Source organism: Serratia marcescens, from assembly GCF_001902635.1.
GTDB lineage: Bacteria > Pseudomonadota > Gammaproteobacteria > Enterobacterales > Enterobacteriaceae > Serratia > Serratia marcescens_F.
In genome coordinates, this window is the sequence record NZ_MJAO01000029.1 from 25,999 (window position 1) to 44,170 (window position 18,172).

Sequence of the window (18,172 nt, forward strand, 5' to 3'; positions counted from 1 at the left end):
TTATTTTATCTGTCGAGGTGTGCCGAAATAAAATCATCCATGCCGTGTTATACCTTTATTTCAATCTGCAGATTTAACCATTCATAAAACAAATAATAAATCTACGAAAGGAATTTAATTATGATAAATAAAATCATCGAAGGGTATTTACCGCAGCTCACGGCTATTCGGCACGATATTCATCAGCACCCTGAATTGGGTTTTGAAGAGTTCCGCACCAGCGATCTGGTGGCGGATTATCTGAGTTCGTGGGGCTATGAGGTGCACCGTGGATTGGCGGGCACCGGCGTGGTAGGGACGCTGCGGGTGGGTGACGGTATTAAACGCCTTGGGCTGCGCGCCGATATGGACGCCTTGCCGATCGAGGAAAACAACGGCAAACCCTGGAGCAGCAGCGTGGCCAACCGTATGCACGCCTGCGGCCATGACGGCCATACGACCATGCTGCTCGGCGCCGCCCGCTACCTGGCGCAAACGCGCAACTTCAACGGCACGCTGCACCTGATTTTCCAACCGGCGGAAGAGATGCTGAACGGCGGCGCACGCATGGTGGAACAGGGGCTGTTCGAGCGCTTCCCCTGCGACGCCATCTTCGCCATGCACAACATGCCGGGTATGCCACTCGGCGAGTTCTTCTTCCAACACGGCCCGTTTATGGCCTCGATGGATCAGTTCAACGTCCGGGTGCAGGGGCGCGGTGGCCACGGTGCCATCCCGCAGCTGGCGGTCGATTCGGTGCTGGTGGCCTCGCATATCACCGTCGCGCTGCAGAGCATCGTCTCGCGCAATATCGACCCACTGGAGGCGGCGGTGATCACCGTCGGCAGCATCAAGGCCGGCGAGGCGGCCAACGTGATCCCGGACAGCGCGGAGATGAAGCTCAGCGTGCGTTCTCTGGATCGGCAGGCGCGCGCCACCCTGCTGGCGCGCATTCCGGCGCTGATTGAAGCGCAGGCGGCCAGCTTCGGTGCGAGCGCGGTGGTGGAACACGTTAACGGCGCGCCGGTGTTGGTCAACGACGAAGCGATGACCCGTTTCGCCCACCGCGTGGCGGAGCAGCAGTTCGGCACCGCCCGCGCGCACTACGGCGCCCGGCCGCTGATGGGCAGCGAAGACTTCGCTTTTATGCTCGATGCGCATCCGCAGGGCTGCTACCTGATCATCGGCAACGGCGATGGCGAAGGGAGTTGCATGGTGCATAACCCGGGATATGACTTTAACGACGGCTGTCTGGCGGCCGGCAGCCATTATTGGGGAGCGCTGGCGGAAGCGTATTTAAAATAAACTCGAAAAATAATAACAGGGAAGATAATGATGAGTGAAAATACGGCTGAGACTCAAACGGCAATAATATCGACACCGAAGGCCGGCGGCAAAAAGGTCATATTCGCCGCCTCCTTTGGCAATGCGCTGGAGTTTTTCGACTTCGGTATTTACAACTTCTTCGTCATTTATATCAGCGTATTGTTCTTTCCGCCGTCCAGCGATCCGCACCTGGCGTTGCTGTTGGCGTTCGCCACGTTCGGCGTCAGCTTTTTCATGCGGCCGCTGGGCGGCATTCTGATTGGTGCCTATGCCGACCGCCGGGGCCGCAAGCCGGCGATGATCCTGACGATTTCATTGATGAGCCTGGGCACGGCGATGATCGGCTTTGCGCCGACCTACGCCAGCGCCGGCTATTGGGGCACGAGCACGCTGGTGGTGGCGCGCCTGATCCAGGGGGTAGCGGCGGGCGGCGAGGTGGGGGCGTCGATGTCGTTGTTGGTGGAGTCGGCGCCGCCCAACCGGCGCGGCTTCTATTCCAGCTGGTCGCTGGCGACGCAGGGCATCGCCACCGTGGTGGGCGGTGTCACGGCGCTGGCGCTTAGCGCGGCCTTGCCGGCGTTCACCGGCGATCCAAACGCCATGGCCGAGTGGGGATGGCGCATTCCTTTCTTTATCGGCGTGGCGTTGGCGCCGCTCGGCTGCTGGCTGCGTCTCGGGCTGGAAAGCGACCGGCCGCCGGTGTCGCGCGCCCATGAGCCGCCTGCACAGCTGCGCAGGCACTCGCGGGCGGTGGTGCTCGGCGTGATGCTGACCATCGGTGCCACCGTTGCCACTTACATCTCGATGTATTATCTCGGCACCTATGCGGTGAAATATCTGGGCATGGCGCAGGCCTACGGCTATGGCGCGATGCTGCTGGCGGGGCTCGTGACCTTCGGCGGCAGCCTGTTGGTTGGGCACTGGTGCGATCGCTATGGCCGTCTGCCGCTGATCCGTGGGTCGCGCATCGCGATTCTGATCGTGGCTTTGCCGGCATTTTGGTGGCTGAGCGCGGTACCGCATCCGGCGGTGCTGCTGCTGATTGTCGCGGTGCTGGTCGGGTTGACCACGCTCGGCTCGGTGCCGACCATGCTGATGATTTCGGAACTGTTCCCGCAGCGCATTCGCGCGCTGGGGTTTGCGTTGGTCTACAGCCTCGGGGTAGCGATCTTCGGCGGCTTCGCCCAGTATATCGCTTCGCAGTCGATCGCGCTGAGCGGCTCGCTGCTGGCGCCCGCCGTCTATCTGATGCTGGCGACGCTGGCTTCGCTGGCGGTGCTGCCGTTGCTGCGTGAAACCGGCGGCGAACCCTTGCGCTAGCCAGCGCGGGGCGAAAAAAAACGCCGGCGGTTTTCACCGCCGGCGCTTTGCGTTGCGACCGTTTCAGGCTGGCGTTCAGGCCGCCGGACGGGCGATCACGCTGCGGGTTTCCATACGCACTTCGGCGATGGTGACCTGCAAAGTGTCGCTCTGGCGGTAAACTACTTCACCCTTGATTTGCACGGTGCCGGTTTCCTGGCTGCACTGCATTTCGTCACGTACCGCGTGAATAAACGGCGCCGGGATGAAGGCAACCGCGCCGTTGTCCAGCAGGCGCACGCGCAGGCCGCCGCGGGTCACGTCGATGATCTCGGCGTTGAAGCGGGTATCGGTACCGGCCTTGTCTTGCAGGAAGCGGGCGTACAGCCAGTCGCCGACGTCGCGCTCCGCCATACGGTTCAGGCGGCGGCGTTCCGCCAGCTGCACCGTCACGTCATCCTGCGGTTTTTCTGCCGGCTGTTGGTTGATGATCGCCTTCAGCAGGCGATGGTTGACCATGTCGCCGTATTTACGGATCGGTGATGTCCAGGTGGCGTAAGCCTCCAGCCCCAGGCCGAAGTGTGGCCCCGGCGTGGTGCTGATCTCCGCGAAGGTCTGGAAGCGGCGGATGCGGCTGTCGAGGAACTGGGTCGGCTGCGCGTCCAGGTGGCGGCGCAGTTCGCAGAAGCCGTCGAGGGTCAACAGCTTCTCGGCTTCGGCTTCCACGCCGTTGGCCTGCAGCACGGTAACCGCTTGCTCCACCAGCGCAGGATCGAAACCGGTGTGCACGTTGTACACGCCGAAGCCCAGGCGATCGCGCAGCACGATGGCGGCGCAGACGTTGGCGGCGATCATGCATTCCTCAACGATGCGGTTGGCGCTGCGGCGCTGTTCGGTGATGATCTCCAGCACGTCGCCTTTTTCACCCAGTACGAAGCGGTAATCCGGGCGATCTTTGAATACCAGCGCATGCTGGTGGCGCCAGGCGTTGCGCGCATCGCAAACGCGTTTCAGCAGCGTTACCTGCTGTGCGATGGCGTCGCTCGGCGGCTGCCAACCGGCAATGCCTTCCAGCCAGTCGGAGACTTCGTCGTACACCAGTTTGGCTTTGGACTCGATCTCGGCGGCGAAGAACTGAATATCGTCACCCAAGGCGCCGTCGGCGCCGATGGTCACGCGGCAGGCCAGCACCTGGCGGCGCTCGTTAGGGCGCAGCGAGCACAGGTTGTCTGACAGATCGCGCGGCAGCATCGGGATGTTGAAACCCGGCAGGTAGTTAGTAAAGGCGCGCACGCGGGCGATATCGTCCAACTTGCTGCCTTGCTCGACGTAAGCCGTCGGATCGGCGATGGCGATGGTCAATTGCAGCGAACCGTCGCCGTTGTCGGTCACGTACAGCGCATCGTCCATGTCTTCGGTGCTGGCGCTGTCGATAGTGACGAATTCGAGCGCGGTCAGGTCTTCACGCGTCAGCGCGGCGTCCGGCTCGTTGAGGGCCAGCATTTCCGGCGCCTCTTTTTCCAGGTTGTGACGCGCCAGCGTCACCCACCACGGTGCGAAATGGTCTTCACCGTCGGTGATAAAGCGGGTCAGGTCGGCGTTGAAGCCACGATCGCCTTTCAGCGGGTGGCGGCGCATCTCCGCGACCGCCCAGTCGCCGGCCTGGAAGTTGTGGGTCAGTTCACGCACCGGGCGGCACTGAATCGCATCTTTCAGCAACGGGTGATCGGGCACGATGGACAGGCGATCGTCACGCTTCTGCACGCGGCCGACAAAACGCGACAGGAACGGCTCGACCAGGGTTTCCGGCTCGGCGATTTCGCGCTCTTTCTCGGTGTGCAGGGTGGCGATAATGCGATCCCCGTGCATGACTTTCTTCATGTACGGCGGCGGAATGAAGTAACTTTTTTGACCGTCTACTTCAAGAAAGCCAAAGCCTTTCTCAGTCCCTTTCACTACGCCTTCAACGCGCGGGGTCTGAGAGTGAAGTTGCTGTTTAAGCTGCGCCAGCAGCGGGTTATCTTGAAACATATCGTCCAGTGAATGGGTTGTGAGTGGCAAGATTTGCGGCAGACAGTTTTACGCGAATCACCCGCTGCGAGCAAGCCTAACGTCACGGAACCCCGCGCTGCCGCGCGATTTTGCGCAAGATCGGTCAATCGAAGCGCTATCGATAAAAAACCCCGGCGCGGAGGCCGGGGCGAAAGGCGGGTGACGATCAGTCTTGCAGCGGCGTCGGCTGCAGGATTTCAATCCAGTAATCGTCCGGATCGCGAATGAAGGCCACGTAGTTCATGCGGCCTTCGTGCAGGCGTTTCTGGAAGGTGACGCCCAGGCGTTCAAAACGCTCGCAGGCGGCGCGCACGTCCGGCACCGTAACGCACAGGTGGCCGAAACCGCGCGGCTCGCCGTTGCCGTTGTGGTAGTGGAAATCCGCCTGATTCTCGGTGCCGTGGTTATGGGTCAGCTCAAGAATACCCGGCTGGTTCAGCGCCCAGCGCTTGCGCTCCTCGTCGTCCTGCGGGATCTGCTCGCGCGGGCTGCGCGTCAGGTAGCAGATGGTGAAGGCGGCTTCCTGGAACGTTTCCAAATAGACTGGCGTGAAACCCAGCACGCGGGTGTAGAAATCCAGCGCTTTGGTCAGGTCTTTCACGCGGATCATGGTGTGGTTGAACACGTAACCGTCGGTTACCGCATCCGGTTGGGCCGCCACGCCGGGCAGCGTCAGTAAGTCATTCAGTGGCATCAAAAATCCTCCTCAGGGTGTCGGCAGACTGTAGGTGAAATCGATGCTAATCTAAAGTGATTGTTTTTAACTAAAACACTGACTGAAAGTGAATAAAAGATGAAACTGAGCCAGCTGAAGTTTTTTTGCACCGTGGTGGAGCGTAAAACCATCGCCGCCGCTGCGCGTGAGCTGCACTGTGTGCCCTCCAACGTCACGCTGCGGCTGCGCGAGTTGGAAGAGTCGCTGGGCGGCGAACTGTTTTTCCGCGACAAGAACCGGCTGTACGTGAACCCCAAAGGGCGGCTGTTTTACCAGCAGGCGCGCGACATCGTGGCGCAGGCGGAACGCAGCAAACAGCTGTTTGCCGGCGAGCATCAACACGGGTTGCTCAACCTCGGGGCGCTGGATTTCTCGCTGGTCAGCCATTTGCCGGCGCGCATTGCCCGGTTGCGCCGGTTACAGCCCCATCTGCACATCAACGTGCTGAGCCGCGACTCGTTGGTGCTGGAACGCATGCTGATAGACAGTACGCTCGATCTGGCGATCACCGACGGCCCGATTGAGCACCCGTTGTTGGCCAGCCAAAAGGCGTTCGACGAACGGTTGGTACTGCTGATGCCGGCAGAGGCCGGGCAACCCGACGCCGCCACGCTGGCGGCGCTGGAGTTTTACACCTTCAGCCGCGAATGCTCGTTCCGCCTGAAGGTCGACCACTGGCTGGCCTCACGCGGGTTGAAACCGCGCATGACGTTGGAAATGGAATCTTATGCCGCGATGGCGGCCTGCGTGCAGGCCGGTTGCGGCGTCGCTTGCGTGCCGGGCTCATTGCTGCCGCTGATCTTGCCGGCGCCAGGGCTGAAGGTGGTGGAAATGGGCGAGGAGGGGGTGAGCGATCTGTACTTCGTCTGGCGACGGCATCAGCTGTCTGACGAATTGCAGACCACTCTGGATATTTTGGCGCGCCCGGCGTGAACCGGGCGCGCATTTTCAGGCGATGCGCAGCGAAGGCTGCTGTTCGCTGCGGCGAATCACCACCGGAATCGACTTCGAGGTCGGGGTGCCGGTGCCGTCGCCGAAGCTGGCCAGCGGCACCAGCGGGTTGGTTTCCGGATAGTAGGCCGCCAGGTTGCCGCGCGGAATGTCGTAACTCACCAGCTTGAACCCGTCCACTTTGCGTACCACGCCGTCGTTCCACAGGGTTTCGATCTCCACCCGTTCGCCATCCTGTAGGCCCAGCGCCGCCAGATCCTCCGGATGGATGAACAACACTTCGCGTTGGCCGTAAACGCCGCGGTAGCGGTCATCCAGGCCATAAATGGTGGTGTTGTACTGATCGTGCGAGCGCAGCGTCTGCAGGGTAAACGGTGCTTGCTCGCCGCCCAGCTGCGGGAACAGGGTGGTCGGCAGCGCGGCGGCGCTGAACTCCGCCTTGCCGCTCGGCGTGGCGAAGCGCAGTTCGGCGGCGGCATTACCCAGGTAGAAGCCGCCGGGCTGGTCGCAGCGCCGGTTGAAATCCTCGAAGCCGGGAATGGTGGCGGCGATGTGATCGCGGATCAGCGAGTAGTCGTCGGCCAGCTCCAGCCAGTCCAACTGTTGCGTGCCCAGCACCGCATCGGCGATGCCGCAGACGATCGCCGTTTCCGAACGTTGGGTCTCCGCCAGCGGTTTGCCGATGCCTTCCGAAGCGTGCACCATGCTGAACGAATCCTCGACCGTAATGTACTGCGAGCCGCTGGCCTGCATGTCTAGTTCGGTGCGGCCGAGTGTCGGCAGGATCAGTGCGTCTTTACCGGTCACCAGATGGCTGCGGTTGAGCTTGGTGCTGATATGCACCGTTAAATCACAGCAGCGCAGGGCGCGTGCGGTGCGTTCGGTGTCCGGCGCGGCGGCGGCCAGGTTGCCGCCCAGCGCGATCAGCACTTTCACTTCGCCGCGCAGCATCGCTTCGAGCGCTTCCACCGTGTTGTGGCCCAGCGACCGGTTGGCGGTGAAGTTAAAGTGGCGCTCCAGGCTGTCGAGCAGCGCTTTGGGCGACTTCTCGTCGATCCCCATGGTGCGGTTGCCCTGTACGTTGCTGTGGCCGCGCACCGGGCACAGCCCGGCGCCCGGTTTGCCCAGTTGCCCGAACAGCAGCTGCAGGTTGGTGATTTCACGCACCGTCGCCACGGAATGCTTGTGCTGGGTCACACCCATCGCCCAGGTGCAGATCACCCGTTCGGCGCCCTGGTAGGTGGCCGCCGCCTGGCGCAGTTGCGCTTCGCTCAAGCCCGATTGTTCGGTAATGGTCCGCCATTCGGTCGCGTCCACCTGCGCCAGATAAGCCTCGACGCCGACGCTGTGCTGTTCGATAAAGGCCAGATCGAACAGGGCGGGCTCACCGGCGGCCAACCGTTGGCGGTGGGTCTCCAGCAGCGCTTTTACCATGCCGCGCACCGCCGCCATATCGCCGCCCAGATTGGGCTGGTAATAGGAGGAGCTGATCGGCGAGGATTTTGGCGTCAGCATTTGTATCGGATCCTGCGGATCGGCGAAACGTTCCAACCCGCGTTCACGCAGGGTGTTGAAGCTGACGATGCGCGCGCCGCGTCGGGCGGCGTTTTTCAGGCTGTGCAGCATGCGCGGGTGGTTGGTGCCGGGGTTTTGGCCGAACACGAAGATGGCGTCGGCCTTTTCGAAGTCATCGATGCGGATGGTGCCCTTGCCGACGCCGATGCTCTGTTTCAACCCGACGCCGCTTGCCTCGTGGCACATGTTGGAACAGTCGGGGAAGTTGCTGGTGCCGAGCATGCGGCCGAACAGCTGATAAAGGTACGACGCTTCGTTGCTGGCGCGGCCGGAGGTATACAGCTCGATCTGGTTCGGGTTGTCCATGCCGTTGATGTGTTTAGCGATCAGCGCCAGCGCGTCCGGCCAATGGATGGGCTCATAGTGGTCGGTTTCAGCGTTGTAGCGCATCGGATGGGTGAGGCGCCCCTGATACTCGAGGAAGTAATCGCTCTGTTGCTGCAGGGTACTGACGCTGTGGGCGGCGAAGAACTCGGGCTCCACGGCGCTGCGCGTCGCTTCCCAACTGACCGCTTTGGCGCCGTTTTCGCAGAAGCTGAAGGTGCTGTGGTTGTCGTCGCCCCAGGCGCAGCCGGGGCAGTCGAAGCCGCGGGCCTTGTTGACGCGCATCAGGTTGCGCATGTTTTTAAGCGTTTGTTTGCTGTCGAGGACAAAGCGGGTGGTGGCTTCAAGCGAACCCCAGCCGCCCGCCGGGCCGGTATAAGGCTTGATTGACGGTTTGAATTTCATGGTGACACTTCGCAGGTGGTTGTAGCTAAAAAGTAAACGCTTTTTTATGCGTCTTGCGTATTTATGTCACAAGTTTAGGGGCGCTGCGGGGGGGCGTCTAATCGAATGGGGCAATGGCGGCATAGAGCGTATCTATCGCAGGCGGGCGACGGCGTAAACAAATGGTTGCATAAAGACACCCGCTGCAAAAGAGTAATGGTTTCGTCAGAAAGTGAATTAATGCAGTCTATCTCGCGGATTATATTGGCATTTTATTCAGCCTGCGGGCCTGAGGAACACAGCGTGAAGCGTTCAGTATCAGTGGTGATCGGCGGCATTTTACTGCCTTTAGCGGCGCAGGCGGCGGAAACGGCGCCCAATTTTCCCACCATGACCCCGCCGGCGATAGACGCCGCCTCTTACGTTTTGATGGATTACACCACCGGCCAGGTGCTGGCTGCCGGCAATGCTGACCAACGGCGCAACCCGGCCAGCCTGACCAAACTGATGACCGGGTTGGTGATCGACCATGCGCTCGACCAGCATAAGATTGGCCTCGACGATGTGGTTACCGTGGGTAAAGACGCCTGGGCGCAGGGCAACCCGGTGTTCAAAGGATCTTCGTTGATGTTCCTGAAACCCGGTGACAGGGTCACGGTACGCGATCTCAGCCGCGGCATCATCATCGATTCCGGCAACGACGCCTGCGTGGCGATGGCGGACTATGTGGCGGGCAGCCAGGCCAACTTCGTCAAGCTGATGAACGAGAAGAGCGCGCAGCTGGGCCTGCAGAACACCCATTTTGAAACGGTGCACGGGCTGGATGCGCCGGGGCAGTTCACCACCGCCGGCGATCTGGCGGTGATTGCGCGCGCCATCATCATGAGCGAACCGGCGGAATACTCTATGTACAGCGAGAAGTCGCTGACCTGGAACGGCATCACGCAGCAGAATCGCAATGGCCTGTTGTGGGATAAAACCCTGCACGTCGACGGCCTGAAAACCGGTCACACCGCCTCGGCCGGTTTCAACATCATCGCTTCTGCCACCGAAGGCGATCGCCGCCTGATCGCCGTGGTGATGGGCGGTAAAAGTTCCAAAGGGCGTGAGGAGCAGGCGCGTAAGCTGCTCACGTGGGGACTACGCGACTTTACCACCGTACATTTGTTCAGCGCCGGCCAGAGCCTGGGGGAAGAGCCGATCTGGTACGGCGAGAATCACCGGTTGCCGGTTGGCAGCTCGCAAGAACAGGCGCTCAGCCTGCCGAAAAGCGAGGCGGACAAGCTGAAAGCGCAGTACGTGCTTAACGTCGCGCGGCTGGAAGCGCCGGTTAACAAAGGGCAGACCGTCGGCGAGATCCGCATCAGCGATAATGGCCAGGTGCTGAAAACCCTGCCGCTGGTGGCGCTGCAGGCGGTGCCGCAGGGCGGTGTGTTCTCGCGCCTGATGGATTACGTGAAGCTGAAACTCTGACTCACGGGGCAGGTGATGGCGCCCGATGGTATACTGAGCGCGAATGCCGATTATTGAGCCGCGCTATGGATATTAAACAACTGATTTATCTGTGTAATTTAGAACGGGAACGCCACTTCGGCCGGGCGGCGGAGGCCAGCTTCGTCAGCCAGCCGACGCTGTCCATGCGATTGAAAAACCTGGAAAAAGAGCTGGGCGTTTCGCTGATTAACCGCGGCAACCATTTCGGCGGCTTCACCGCCGAGGGCGAGCGGGTGCTGGCGTGGGCGCGTGAGATCGTTTCGGTTTATCAAGGGCTGAAGCTGGAGGTGGAGTCGCTCAAGCACGGCTTGCACGGCACGCTGCGCCTTGGGGTGGTGCCGCAGTGCAGCATCTCGGTGGCGGAAATGCTCAAGGCGGTCAGCGAACGTTATCCGCATCTCGATTACCGGCTGGCGGTGCTGAGCGCCGACCAACTGCTGGAGGCGCTGACGGCGCATACCGTAGACATCGGCATCGGCTTTTTCGAACTGTCGACGCTAAAGGAGCTGCATTTCCAGTCGCAGCCGCTGGTGGAAACCGGCGTCGAGCTGGTGTTTCATCCGCTGCATTTCCCGAAACTGGTGGGCGACGCGCCGTTGCCACTGGAAGCGGTGGCCGCCTTGCCGCTGTGCCTGGCCGAGCCGACGCGTTATTTCCGCCGCTATCTCGATCAGCACTTCCGCGACGCCGGATTGACGCTGCACACGCGGCTGGAAACCACCTCGATCTTCCAACTGCTGGAGGGGATTTTCGTCGGTTTGGGCTGCGGGCTGTTCCCGCGCGGGCAGCTGCAATCGTCGCTGATGCCTGAATTACAGCGGCGTCCGGTGGCCATCGGCGCCATGCCGCGCCATGCTGCGGTGGTGGTCGATATGGCGGAACGCGCTACGCCGCTGGCGCAAAAATTCTTCGACGCCGCCAGCGAATGGCTGCGGCAACAGAATCTCTGAAGGCGTTATCTCTTGCGGCCGGCGATAAGGCCGCGTCGCGACATTCAGTCGGCAATAGCCGGTAACTCAGCATCGCCCAATGTTTGGCGCAGGCGGTTCTCCCAGGCGTAGAGCGCGACGGTGAGGATCACGTCCAGCGCCTGTGCCTGATCCAGGCCGCTGTTGAACAACGGCTGCACGCTCTGCGGGGTGAATTTTTCCGGTGCGCGCGTCAGTTCGGCGGCGGTGTGGATCACCGCGCGTTTGACCGTATCCTCGGCATACGCCGCCCCTTGAGGCAGCCCGGCGAACAGCGCCTGAAGCAATCCGTTATCCTGCAGCTCTTGCGCCACCGTGGCCGCGCAGTAATGGCTGCCGTTGATGCGCGAAACTGCCAGCGTCGCCAGCGCTTTCAAGCGGCTCGATAACCCGTATCCCTCGGCGTTGATGCCGTTGAATACGCCGTTGCGTTCGCGCAGCGCGGCGGCGTCGTGCGCCAGCAGCAGATAATAAGACTCGGCGCGCGCCTGCGGGTGGCTCTGATCCAACTCGTCGAGCTGTTCGGCGGTGGCGGTTTCCACGTCGATCGTCGGCAGGCGTGCAGACCAGCCCAGCACTTCGGTGCTGAAGGCGACGCCATCGGCATCTTCGAGGTTCGGGAAGCCGGGCACCACCACCGTCGGCCGGCCGGCCAACGCTGCGACGCCTGCCACCACGCGCGCCTGATAGCTGACAAAACCGATCACCTGCGAAAAGGTCACGATATCCGCCGGGCTCAGGCCGACGTCGCCAAGCTGTTGCAGCGCCTTGCGGCAAATCAGCGTGGGCTGGCTGGCGAGCTGACGGGCGTATTGGGTGATCTGGGCGAGGCGGATATTGCTTTCCCGGGAGGCGTCCGGGCTGTGCAGCGGGGCAAGGCGGGCAGCGTAGTGGCTACAAAGCGACTGCACGCCCGTCACCTGAGCGACGGTCAGCGCGGTGCTGAGGCGATCGTAAGGTGACAATGTCACGTATCGTGATAACGGCACCTGATCGGGAAACAGGGCGTGGTAACCGGCCAGCGAGGCGTTGAATACCCCGGCGCGGGCGCTTAGCGCGGTGTTTAACGCGTCATCGGCGAAGGCACCCAGCCCCAGCAGAAAACGATCGCGCAGGGTGGCCGCCTGCGGCTCCAGCGGCGCATCGCCCCGCACGCTGCTTTGGGTTTCGTGATACCACTGGGCATTATGTTGTCGACGGAGTCGTTCCATAGGGTCAATCCTTAATCATGAGCAACGGCCACCGGTGCGTACGGCAGCGGCGGCTGGACAAAGAGGCAACATGCCCGCAGGCGGGGCGAAAGGCGGATTTAGCGCAGCTCATCGCAGCACAGCGCGTGGCCGTAAACAGAGAAACCGGCGGCCAGCGTGAGCAGAAACTGCGTGAGGCGGCGATGGCGAAGGCTGTTCATCAGTGCGATATCCTGTCGTATGAGAGGCTCAACGTAGGGGATATCCTCACCGATCGCCCTGGCGAGATAAAATAATGTTACGGACTAATCAATAACTGAAAAGAATAAAATATAAGGATATATAACAAGAATGTAATTTGTATGTGCGCTTTCTCGCTAAGCGGCAGGCGCATGCGGCAATAAAAAACCCGCCGCAGCGGGTTTGCATGTGCAGACCTGGTTCAGAAACGGCCGCCGTCACGCCGCCAGGCGTCGGCGGTCAGCGCCTCGCCGAAGTGGCTGGCGATAAGCCGCTTGGTCAGTTCGTGCAGCGGTGCCGCCAACACCTCGGCGGTGCTGCCGCGTTCGACGATTTCCCCTTCGTGCATCACCAGCACCTGGTCGCTGATATGTTTCATCATGCCGAGGTGCTGGGTGACATAGATATAGGAAATACCGTGCTTTTCCTGCAGCTCCAGCATCAGGTTGATGATTTGCGAGCGCATTGACATGTCCAGCGAGGCCAGCGCCTCATCGGCGACGATCACCTTCGGTTGCAGGATCAGCGCGCGTGCCAGTGCGACGCGCTGTTTCTGCCCGGAAGCCAGCATGTGCGGATAATAGTAGGCGTGATCCGGCAGCATGCCGACCTGGCGCAGCGTCTGGTTGATGCGTTGCTCGCGCTCGGCGGGTTCCAGATCGGTGTTCAGCCGCAGCGGCGCGTCCAGCAGCTGGCCGATGCGTTGGCGCGGGTTGAGCGAGGTGCTCGGATCCTGAAAAATCATGCGAATGCGCTGGCTACGGTAGCGATAATCGCCGAATTCCAGCGGGTGATCGTCGATCAGCAGTTCGCCGGCGGTGGGTTCCACCATGCCGGAGAGCATCTTCGCCAGCGTGGATTTGCCGGAGCCGTTCTCGCCGATCACCGCCAACGTCTGGCCTTCGCGTAGGGTAAAGCTGACGGATTTCACCGCCTCGACGTGCTGGCGGCGGAACAGCCCGGTGCGGTAGCGGTAGGTTTTGCTCAGGTTGCGCACTTCCAACAGCGTTTCCATGTTATTGCTCCTCCATGTTCAGCGGGAAGTGGCAGGCAAAGAAGTGGTTCTTGACCGGGCGCAGGCGCGGCGTTTCGATGCACTTCTTCTGCGCGTAAGGGCAACGCGGCCCCAGGCGGCAGCCGATCGGCAGGTGTTCCAGCGAAGGAATGGCGCCCGGCAGCGTGTTCAACCGGCTCTTGTGCGGCAGCGAGCGGCCGAAGTCCGGCATGGCGCGGATCAGCGCCTGAGTGTAAGGGTGGTGCGGCGCCGCCAGCAGCTCTTCGCACTGGGCGCTTTCCACCGTTTGCCCGCAGTACAATACGTTCACCCGGTCGGCCCACTTGCTCATCATCTGCAAATCGTGGCTGATCAGCAGGATGGTGGTGTTGTTGTTCTGGTTGAGACGCGCCAACAGGCGGAAAATCTGCGCCTGGGTGGTCGGCTCCATGGCGTTGGTCGGCTCATCGGCGATCAGCAGGCGCGGCTGGTTAGCCAGCGCAATGGCGATCATCACTTTCTGGCACTCGCCTTCGGTCAGCTCGTAAGGGAAGCTGCCCATGATGTCGTCGTGATCCTTGATGCCGACGCGGTGCAGCAGTTCGATGGCGCGCCGTTTGCGCCAGTTGAAGCGCTGCCACCAGCGGCCTTTGTAGGTCCAGCCCGGGATGGCCTGCGCCAGCTGGCGGCCGATGCTCTCGGAAGGATCGAGACAGGACTGCGGCTCCTGGAAAATCATCGAGACGTTGTGGCCCACCAGCTTGCGCCGCTCGCGCGGGCTCAGCTGCAGCAGATCGATGTCGTCGAAACGAAAACGGTCGGCGGTGACGCGCCAGTTGTCTTTGGTCACGCCGCAGATGGCTTTGGCGATCAGGCTCTTGCCGGAGCCCGATTCGCCCACCAGGCCGCGCACCTCGCCCTCGGTCAGCGTCATGCTGACGCGATCGACCGCCTTGACCGGCCCTTCGGCGGTCATAAATTCAATCGTCAGATTGCGGATATCGAGTAACGGCATTATTCCACCCCGGCATTGATTGCGCGGCGCATACCGTCGCCTAACAGGTTAACCAGCAGCACGCTGACGAGGATGGCCGCGCCGGGCAGCATCACCGTCCAGGGCGCGACGTACACCAGCTCGAGCGAATCGCCGAGCATCGCTCCCCATTCCGGCGAAGGCAGCTGCGCGCCGAGATCGAGGAAGCCGAGCGCGGCGATATCCAAAATGGCCATCGACAGCGCGCGGGTGAACTCGGTCACCAGCACCGCCGCGATATTCGGCATCACTGCATACCACAGGATCTGCAGCGTGGAGGCGCCGTCGAGGCGCGCCGCCACCACGTACTCTTTCTCCAGCTCGTCGTGCACCGCGCTGTAGATGGTGCGCACCATGCGCGGCAGCAAGGCGAGCCACACCGCCAGCATGGCGTGTTCGAGTTTGGGGCCGATAAACGCCACCACCACGATCGCCAGCAGCAGCGACGGAATAGACAGCAGGGTATCGAGAATGTGGTTGAGCACCGCCGAGCGCAGCCCGTGAGTGACGCCGGCGAACACGCCGAGGATCACCCCGCAGAACGCCGCGGCCAGCGTTACCGCCAGCGCCGAGCCGAAGGTGGCGGCGGTGCCGGTCAACAGGCGGCTGAGGATGTCGCGCCCGAGATCGTCGGTGCCGAGGAAGAACGACACGTTGCCGTAGCGCGACCAGGAAGGCGGCAGCAGTTGATAACCGAGGAACTGCTGATCCAGCGCATAGGGCGCCAGCAGGCTGCCGAACAGCGACAGCAGCAGCAGGGCGATCACCCCGTAAAAACCGATCATCGCCAGCGCGTCGCCGTAGAAAATCCGCCAGGTGTAGCGCAGCGGGCTCGGCATCTTCTTCTCGCGGTATACGTTATCGAAGGGCATACCATTCCTTATGTTTCAGCGGGTTGGTTGCCGCACCCAGAATGTCGGCCAGGACGTTAATGGTGATCACCAGCGTGCCGACCACCATGACGCCGGCGGAAATCGCCGCATAGTCCTGCTGGCGAATGGCGTTGATCAGCCACCGTCCGAGGCCCGGCCAGCTGAACACCACTTCGGTGATCATTGCCAGCGTGAGCATGGTGGAGAACTGCAGCCCCAGTTTGGGGATGATCGGCGGCAGCGCATTGTGCAACACGTGGCGGCGAATGATGGTGAAGCGCGACAGGCCGCGGGTGGCGGCGGCCTTAATGTAGTTTTGGCTCAGCACGTCGTCGGTGCTGATGCGCATCAGGCGCACCACTTCGGTGGTGGGTGCCACCGCCAGCGCGGCGATCGGCAGGATCATGTGGCGCAGCGCGCTGCCGATCATCTCGGCGCGGTACGGCGAGTCCGACAGCCAGGCGTCAATCAGCGCGAAACCGGTGATCGGTTTCACCTGATACAGCAGGTCGAAGCGGCCGGAAACCGGCAGCCAGCCCAGGTGCAGCGAGAAGAACAGCATCAGCAGCAGCGCCAGCCAGAACACCGGCATCGAGAAGCCCAGCAACGCGAAGGTGCTGATGGCGGTGTCCTGCCACTTGCCGCGCAGCACGCCGGCGATGATACCCAGCGGAATGCCGATGAACAGCGCCAGGGTGAACGCCAGCAGGCACAGTTCCAGGGTAGCGGGGAACACTTCGCGCAGCTGTTCGCTGATCGCCTGGCCGTTGATGCTGGAGACGCCGAAGTCCCAGTGCAACAGGCTGACGAAGTAGAACTGATAGGCGTCCAGCAGGGCGGCGCCGTTCAGCGGCGCGCGCGGTGTGAAATAGCTCAGGCTGAAGCTGACCAGCGTCAGGAAGAACAGCGTGATCAGCAACAGCAGGATGCGGCGCAGGGTAAAGATAATCACTTTTTCACCTCCGGCGCGGATTCACGGTACACCCCGGCGAACGAGGCGTTGCCGAACGGGCTCAGCACCAACCCCTTGATGTCGTAGCGGTAGGCCTGCAGACGCAGGGAAGAGGCCAACGGCAGCACCGGCAGCTGCTGCTCGAGGATCTTCTGCGCCTTGCGGTAGTTGTCGATGCGCTGAGACAGCTGCTGCGACAGCAGCGCGTTCTGCAGCACCTCGTCGAAGCCCGGGTCACACCAGTGAGCATAGTTGGTTTGCGAACGGATTGCCGCGCAGCTCAGCAGCGGCCGGAAGAAGCTGTCCGGATCGTTGCTGTCGGTGGCCCAGCCGGTCAGGGTCAGATCGTGGTTCATCTCCATCAGGCGCGCTTCCTGGAAACGGCCCTCCACCGGCACGATGGTGACGTTGATGCCTACCTGGCCGAGATCGGCCTGGATCAGCTCGGCGGTTTTCAACGGGCTCGGGTTGTAAGACTGCGAGGCGGTCGGCACCCACAGCTTCAGGTTCAGCTGGCCGACGCCGGCCTGGCGGAGCATCTCGCGCGATTTGGCCGGATCGTACTCGGTGACGTGCGCGTCGTTGTCATAGGCCCAGGAGGCACGCGGCAGGATCGAGGCGGCGGTTTCCGCCGTGCCGTAATAGATCGACTGCATCAACCGCTGGTTGTTGATCGCCAGCGAGATCGCCTGGCGCACGTTGAGATTGTCGAGCGGCGGTTTGCGGGTGTTGAACGCCAGATAGGCGATGTTCATCCCCGGACGCAGCGTCAGGCGCAGGCGCGGATCGTCGCGCAGAATAGACAATTGGCTGGCCGCCGGATAAGCCAACACGTCACACTCGCCGGTCAGCAGTTTGGAGAGGCGGCCGGTGCCGCCGGCACCCAGATCGATCACCACCTGTGGCATGCGCGGCAGGCCTTTCCAGTAGGCGGCGTTGCGCGCCAGGCGAATATATTGCCCCGAACGGTATTCGTTGAGCAGGAACGGGCCGCTGCCGACCGGTTCGCGGTCGATCAGCTCCTGATGGCCTTCGCGCGTCAGCAGATCGGCGTATTCGGCGGACAGCACCGGCGCGTAGTGGGTCGCCAGGTGCCACAGGAACGAGGCGTCCGGTGACTGCAGGCGAATCTCCACCGTGTAATCGTCGAGCTTTCTCACGCTCTGCACCGAATCGCCGAACTGCAGGCTGTCGAAATAGGGGTATTCGCCGCCGTTAACGTCGTGATACGGGTGTTTCTGATCGAATACGCGCGCGAAGCTGAACACCACGTCGTCGGCGTTCAGCTTGCGGGTGGGCGTGAACCAGGCGGTAGTCTGGAACGGCACGTCCTTGCGCAGATGAAAGCGGTAGGTGGCGCCGTTGTCCAGCACCTCCCAGCTTTGCGCCAGCTCGGGGATCAGCCGATAGGTGTAGGGATCGACATCCAACAGGCGATCGTACAGCTGGGCGGCCAGGGTATCCACCGTCAGGCCGCTGCTGGCCATTTGCGGGTTGAAGGTATTCAGTATGCCGCTGACGCAATAGACAAAGCCGCTCTGGCGAATGTCCGGCAGCGGCGCCGCGGCGGGCGCGGGGGGTGTTGTCGCGGCCAGGGCGGAGCCGGTAAAGCACAACGACAAGATCCAAAGAGGTAAACCACGCATAGAGGCTCATGGGTTAATCAGCAATAGCGTTAGTGTATCGCACTCTGACCGGCAGCCCAATCCATTGAGCAAAATCGCTGAGTTTTCTGCTACTTGATTAATCAGGCCGCTCAGCGGCGTGAAAAAAAAATCCATTTGATATGTTATAATATAACAAAACCATGTTACCGTTCCCCGG

14 protein-coding genes are annotated in these 18,172 nt (G+C 61.9%); 5 read left to right on the forward strand and 9 right to left on the reverse strand.

Annotated elements, in window-relative coordinates:
• The first annotated feature begins 120 nt into the window (after nt 1-120).
• Together BHU62_RS21625 and BHU62_RS21630 are read left to right on the forward strand one after the other, a co-directional pair.
• Nucleotides 121-1,284: a M20 aminoacylase family protein gene (locus BHU62_RS21625; RefSeq protein WP_073534498.1), complete on the forward strand. Its 1,164-nt coding sequence runs from the start codon at nt 121-123 to the stop codon at nt 1,282-1,284.
• A 30-nt stretch (nt 1,285-1,314) separates the two neighbouring features.
• A complete protein-coding gene (locus BHU62_RS21630; RefSeq protein ID WP_073534499.1) occupies nt 1,315-2,625 on the forward strand; it encodes an MFS transporter in 1,311 nt (436 codons plus the stop codon).
• Nucleotides 2,626-2,700: 75 nt separating this feature from the next.
• Here the strand turns inward: BHU62_RS21630 and BHU62_RS21635 are convergent, their stop codons facing one another.
• On the reverse strand, nt 2,701-4,635 hold the full coding sequence (locus BHU62_RS21635; RefSeq protein WP_073534500.1) for an exoribonuclease II: 1,935 nt from the start codon (nt 4,633-4,635) through the stop codon (nt 2,701-2,703).
• Nucleotides 4,636-4,822: 187 nt separating this feature from the next.
• Nucleotides 4,823-5,350, reverse strand: a complete 528-nt coding sequence (gene gloA / locus BHU62_RS21640; RefSeq protein WP_073534501.1) for a lactoylglutathione lyase — start codon at nt 5,348-5,350, stop codon at nt 4,823-4,825.
• A gap of 99 nt (nt 5,351-5,449) precedes the next feature.
• On the opposite strand from gloA, the gene BHU62_RS21645 reads away from it, so the two are divergent.
• A complete protein-coding gene (locus tag BHU62_RS21645; RefSeq protein WP_073534502.1) occupies nt 5,450-6,304 on the forward strand; it encodes a LysR family transcriptional regulator in 855 nt (284 codons plus the stop codon).
• A gap of 15 nt (nt 6,305-6,319) precedes the next feature.
• Here the strand turns inward: BHU62_RS21645 and BHU62_RS21650 are convergent, their stop codons facing one another.
• Nucleotides 6,320-8,626 carry an FdhF/YdeP family oxidoreductase gene (locus BHU62_RS21650; RefSeq protein WP_073534503.1) on the reverse strand — a complete coding sequence of 769 codons (2,307 nt, stop codon included), beginning with the start codon at nt 8,624-8,626 and terminating at the stop codon, nt 6,320-6,322.
• Nucleotides 8,627-8,908: 282 nt separating this feature from the next.
• Between BHU62_RS21650 and dacD the strand changes: the two genes are divergently transcribed.
• Together dacD and BHU62_RS21660 are read left to right on the forward strand one after the other, a co-directional pair.
• Complete coding sequence (gene dacD / locus BHU62_RS21655) at nt 8,909-10,078, forward strand: serine-type D-Ala-D-Ala carboxypeptidase DacD (protein ID WP_073534504.1); 1,170 nt, start codon at nt 8,909-8,911, stop codon at nt 10,076-10,078.
• Between the two features lie 65 nt (nt 10,079-10,143).
• Nucleotides 10,144-11,049, forward strand: a complete 906-nt coding sequence (locus BHU62_RS21660) for a LysR family transcriptional regulator (RefSeq protein ID WP_073534505.1) — start codon at nt 10,144-10,146, stop codon at nt 11,047-11,049.
• A 44-nt stretch (nt 11,050-11,093) separates the two neighbouring features.
• On the opposite strand, the gene BHU62_RS21665 is transcribed toward BHU62_RS21660, so the two are convergent.
• From BHU62_RS21665 to sapA, 6 genes are all read right to left on the reverse strand, one after another.
• On the reverse strand, nt 11,094-12,278 hold the full coding sequence (locus BHU62_RS21665; RefSeq protein WP_073534506.1) for a CMD domain-containing protein: 1,185 nt from the start codon (nt 12,276-12,278) through the stop codon (nt 11,094-11,096).
• A 421-nt stretch (nt 12,279-12,699) separates the two neighbouring features.
• Complete coding sequence (gene sapF, locus BHU62_RS21675) at nt 12,700-13,512, reverse strand: putrescine export ABC transporter ATP-binding protein SapF (protein WP_004930589.1); 813 nt, start codon at nt 13,510-13,512, stop codon at nt 12,700-12,702.
• 1 nt (nt 13,513) lies between these two features.
• The gene (gene sapD, locus BHU62_RS21680; protein WP_073534508.1) at nt 13,514-14,506 is read right to left on the reverse strand and encodes a putrescine export ABC transporter ATP-binding protein SapD; all 993 of its coding nucleotides are present in this window, start codon (nt 14,504-14,506) and stop codon (nt 13,514-13,516) included.
• Nucleotides 14,506-15,396, reverse strand: a complete 891-nt coding sequence (sapC, locus tag BHU62_RS21685) for a putrescine export ABC transporter permease SapC (protein WP_004930580.1) — start codon at nt 15,394-15,396, stop codon at nt 14,506-14,508. The genes sapD and sapC overlap by 1 nt, the downstream gene beginning before the upstream one ends.
• On the reverse strand, nt 15,383-16,348 hold the full coding sequence (gene sapB, locus BHU62_RS21690) for a putrescine export ABC transporter permease SapB (RefSeq protein ID WP_073534509.1): 966 nt from the start codon (nt 16,346-16,348) through the stop codon (nt 15,383-15,385). Before sapB ends, sapC begins: the two co-directional genes overlap by 14 nt.
• Nucleotides 16,345-17,994: an ABC transporter substrate-binding protein SapA gene (gene sapA / locus BHU62_RS21695; RefSeq protein WP_073534510.1), complete on the reverse strand. Its 1,650-nt coding sequence runs from the start codon at nt 17,992-17,994 to the stop codon at nt 16,345-16,347. The genes sapB and sapA overlap by 4 nt, the downstream gene beginning before the upstream one ends.
• Nucleotides 17,995-18,172 lie beyond the last annotated feature (178 nt).

Excerpts from the sequence above, each read along its gene's own strand:
- BHU62_RS21625 (WP_073534498.1), top strand. The coding sequence starts at position 121 with ATGATAAATAAAATCATCGAAGGGTATTTACCGCAGCTCACGGCTATT.
- BHU62_RS21630 (WP_073534499.1), top strand. The coding sequence starts at position 1,315 with ATGAGTGAAAATACGGCTGAGACTCAAACGGCAATAATATCGACACCG.
- BHU62_RS21635 (WP_073534500.1), bottom strand. The coding sequence starts at position 4,635 with ATGTTTCAAGATAACCCGCTGCTGGCGCAGCTTAAACAGCAACTTCAC.
- gloA (WP_073534501.1), bottom strand. The coding sequence starts at position 5,350 with ATGCCACTGAATGACTTACTGACGCTGCCCGGCGTGGCGGCCCAACCG.
- BHU62_RS21645 (WP_073534502.1), top strand. The coding sequence starts at position 5,450 with ATGAAACTGAGCCAGCTGAAGTTTTTTTGCACCGTGGTGGAGCGTAAA.
- BHU62_RS21650 (WP_073534503.1), bottom strand. The coding sequence starts at position 8,626 with ATGAAATTCAAACCGTCAATCAAGCCTTATACCGGCCCGGCGGGCGGC.
- BHU62_RS21660 (WP_073534505.1), top strand. The coding sequence starts at position 10,144 with ATGGATATTAAACAACTGATTTATCTGTGTAATTTAGAACGGGAACGC.
- BHU62_RS21665 (WP_073534506.1), bottom strand. The coding sequence starts at position 12,278 with ATGGAACGACTCCGTCGACAACATAATGCCCAGTGGTATCACGAAACC.
- sapF (WP_004930589.1), bottom strand. The coding sequence starts at position 13,512 with ATGGAAACGCTGTTGGAAGTGCGCAACCTGAGCAAAACCTACCGCTAC.
- sapD (WP_073534508.1), bottom strand. The coding sequence starts at position 14,506 with ATGCCGTTACTCGATATCCGCAATCTGACGATTGAATTTATGACCGCC.
- sapC (WP_004930580.1), bottom strand. The coding sequence starts at position 15,396 with ATGCCCTTCGATAACGTATACCGCGAGAAGAAGATGCCGAGCCCGCTG.
- sapA (WP_073534510.1), bottom strand. The coding sequence starts at position 17,994 with ATGCGTGGTTTACCTCTTTGGATCTTGTCGTTGTGCTTTACCGGCTCC.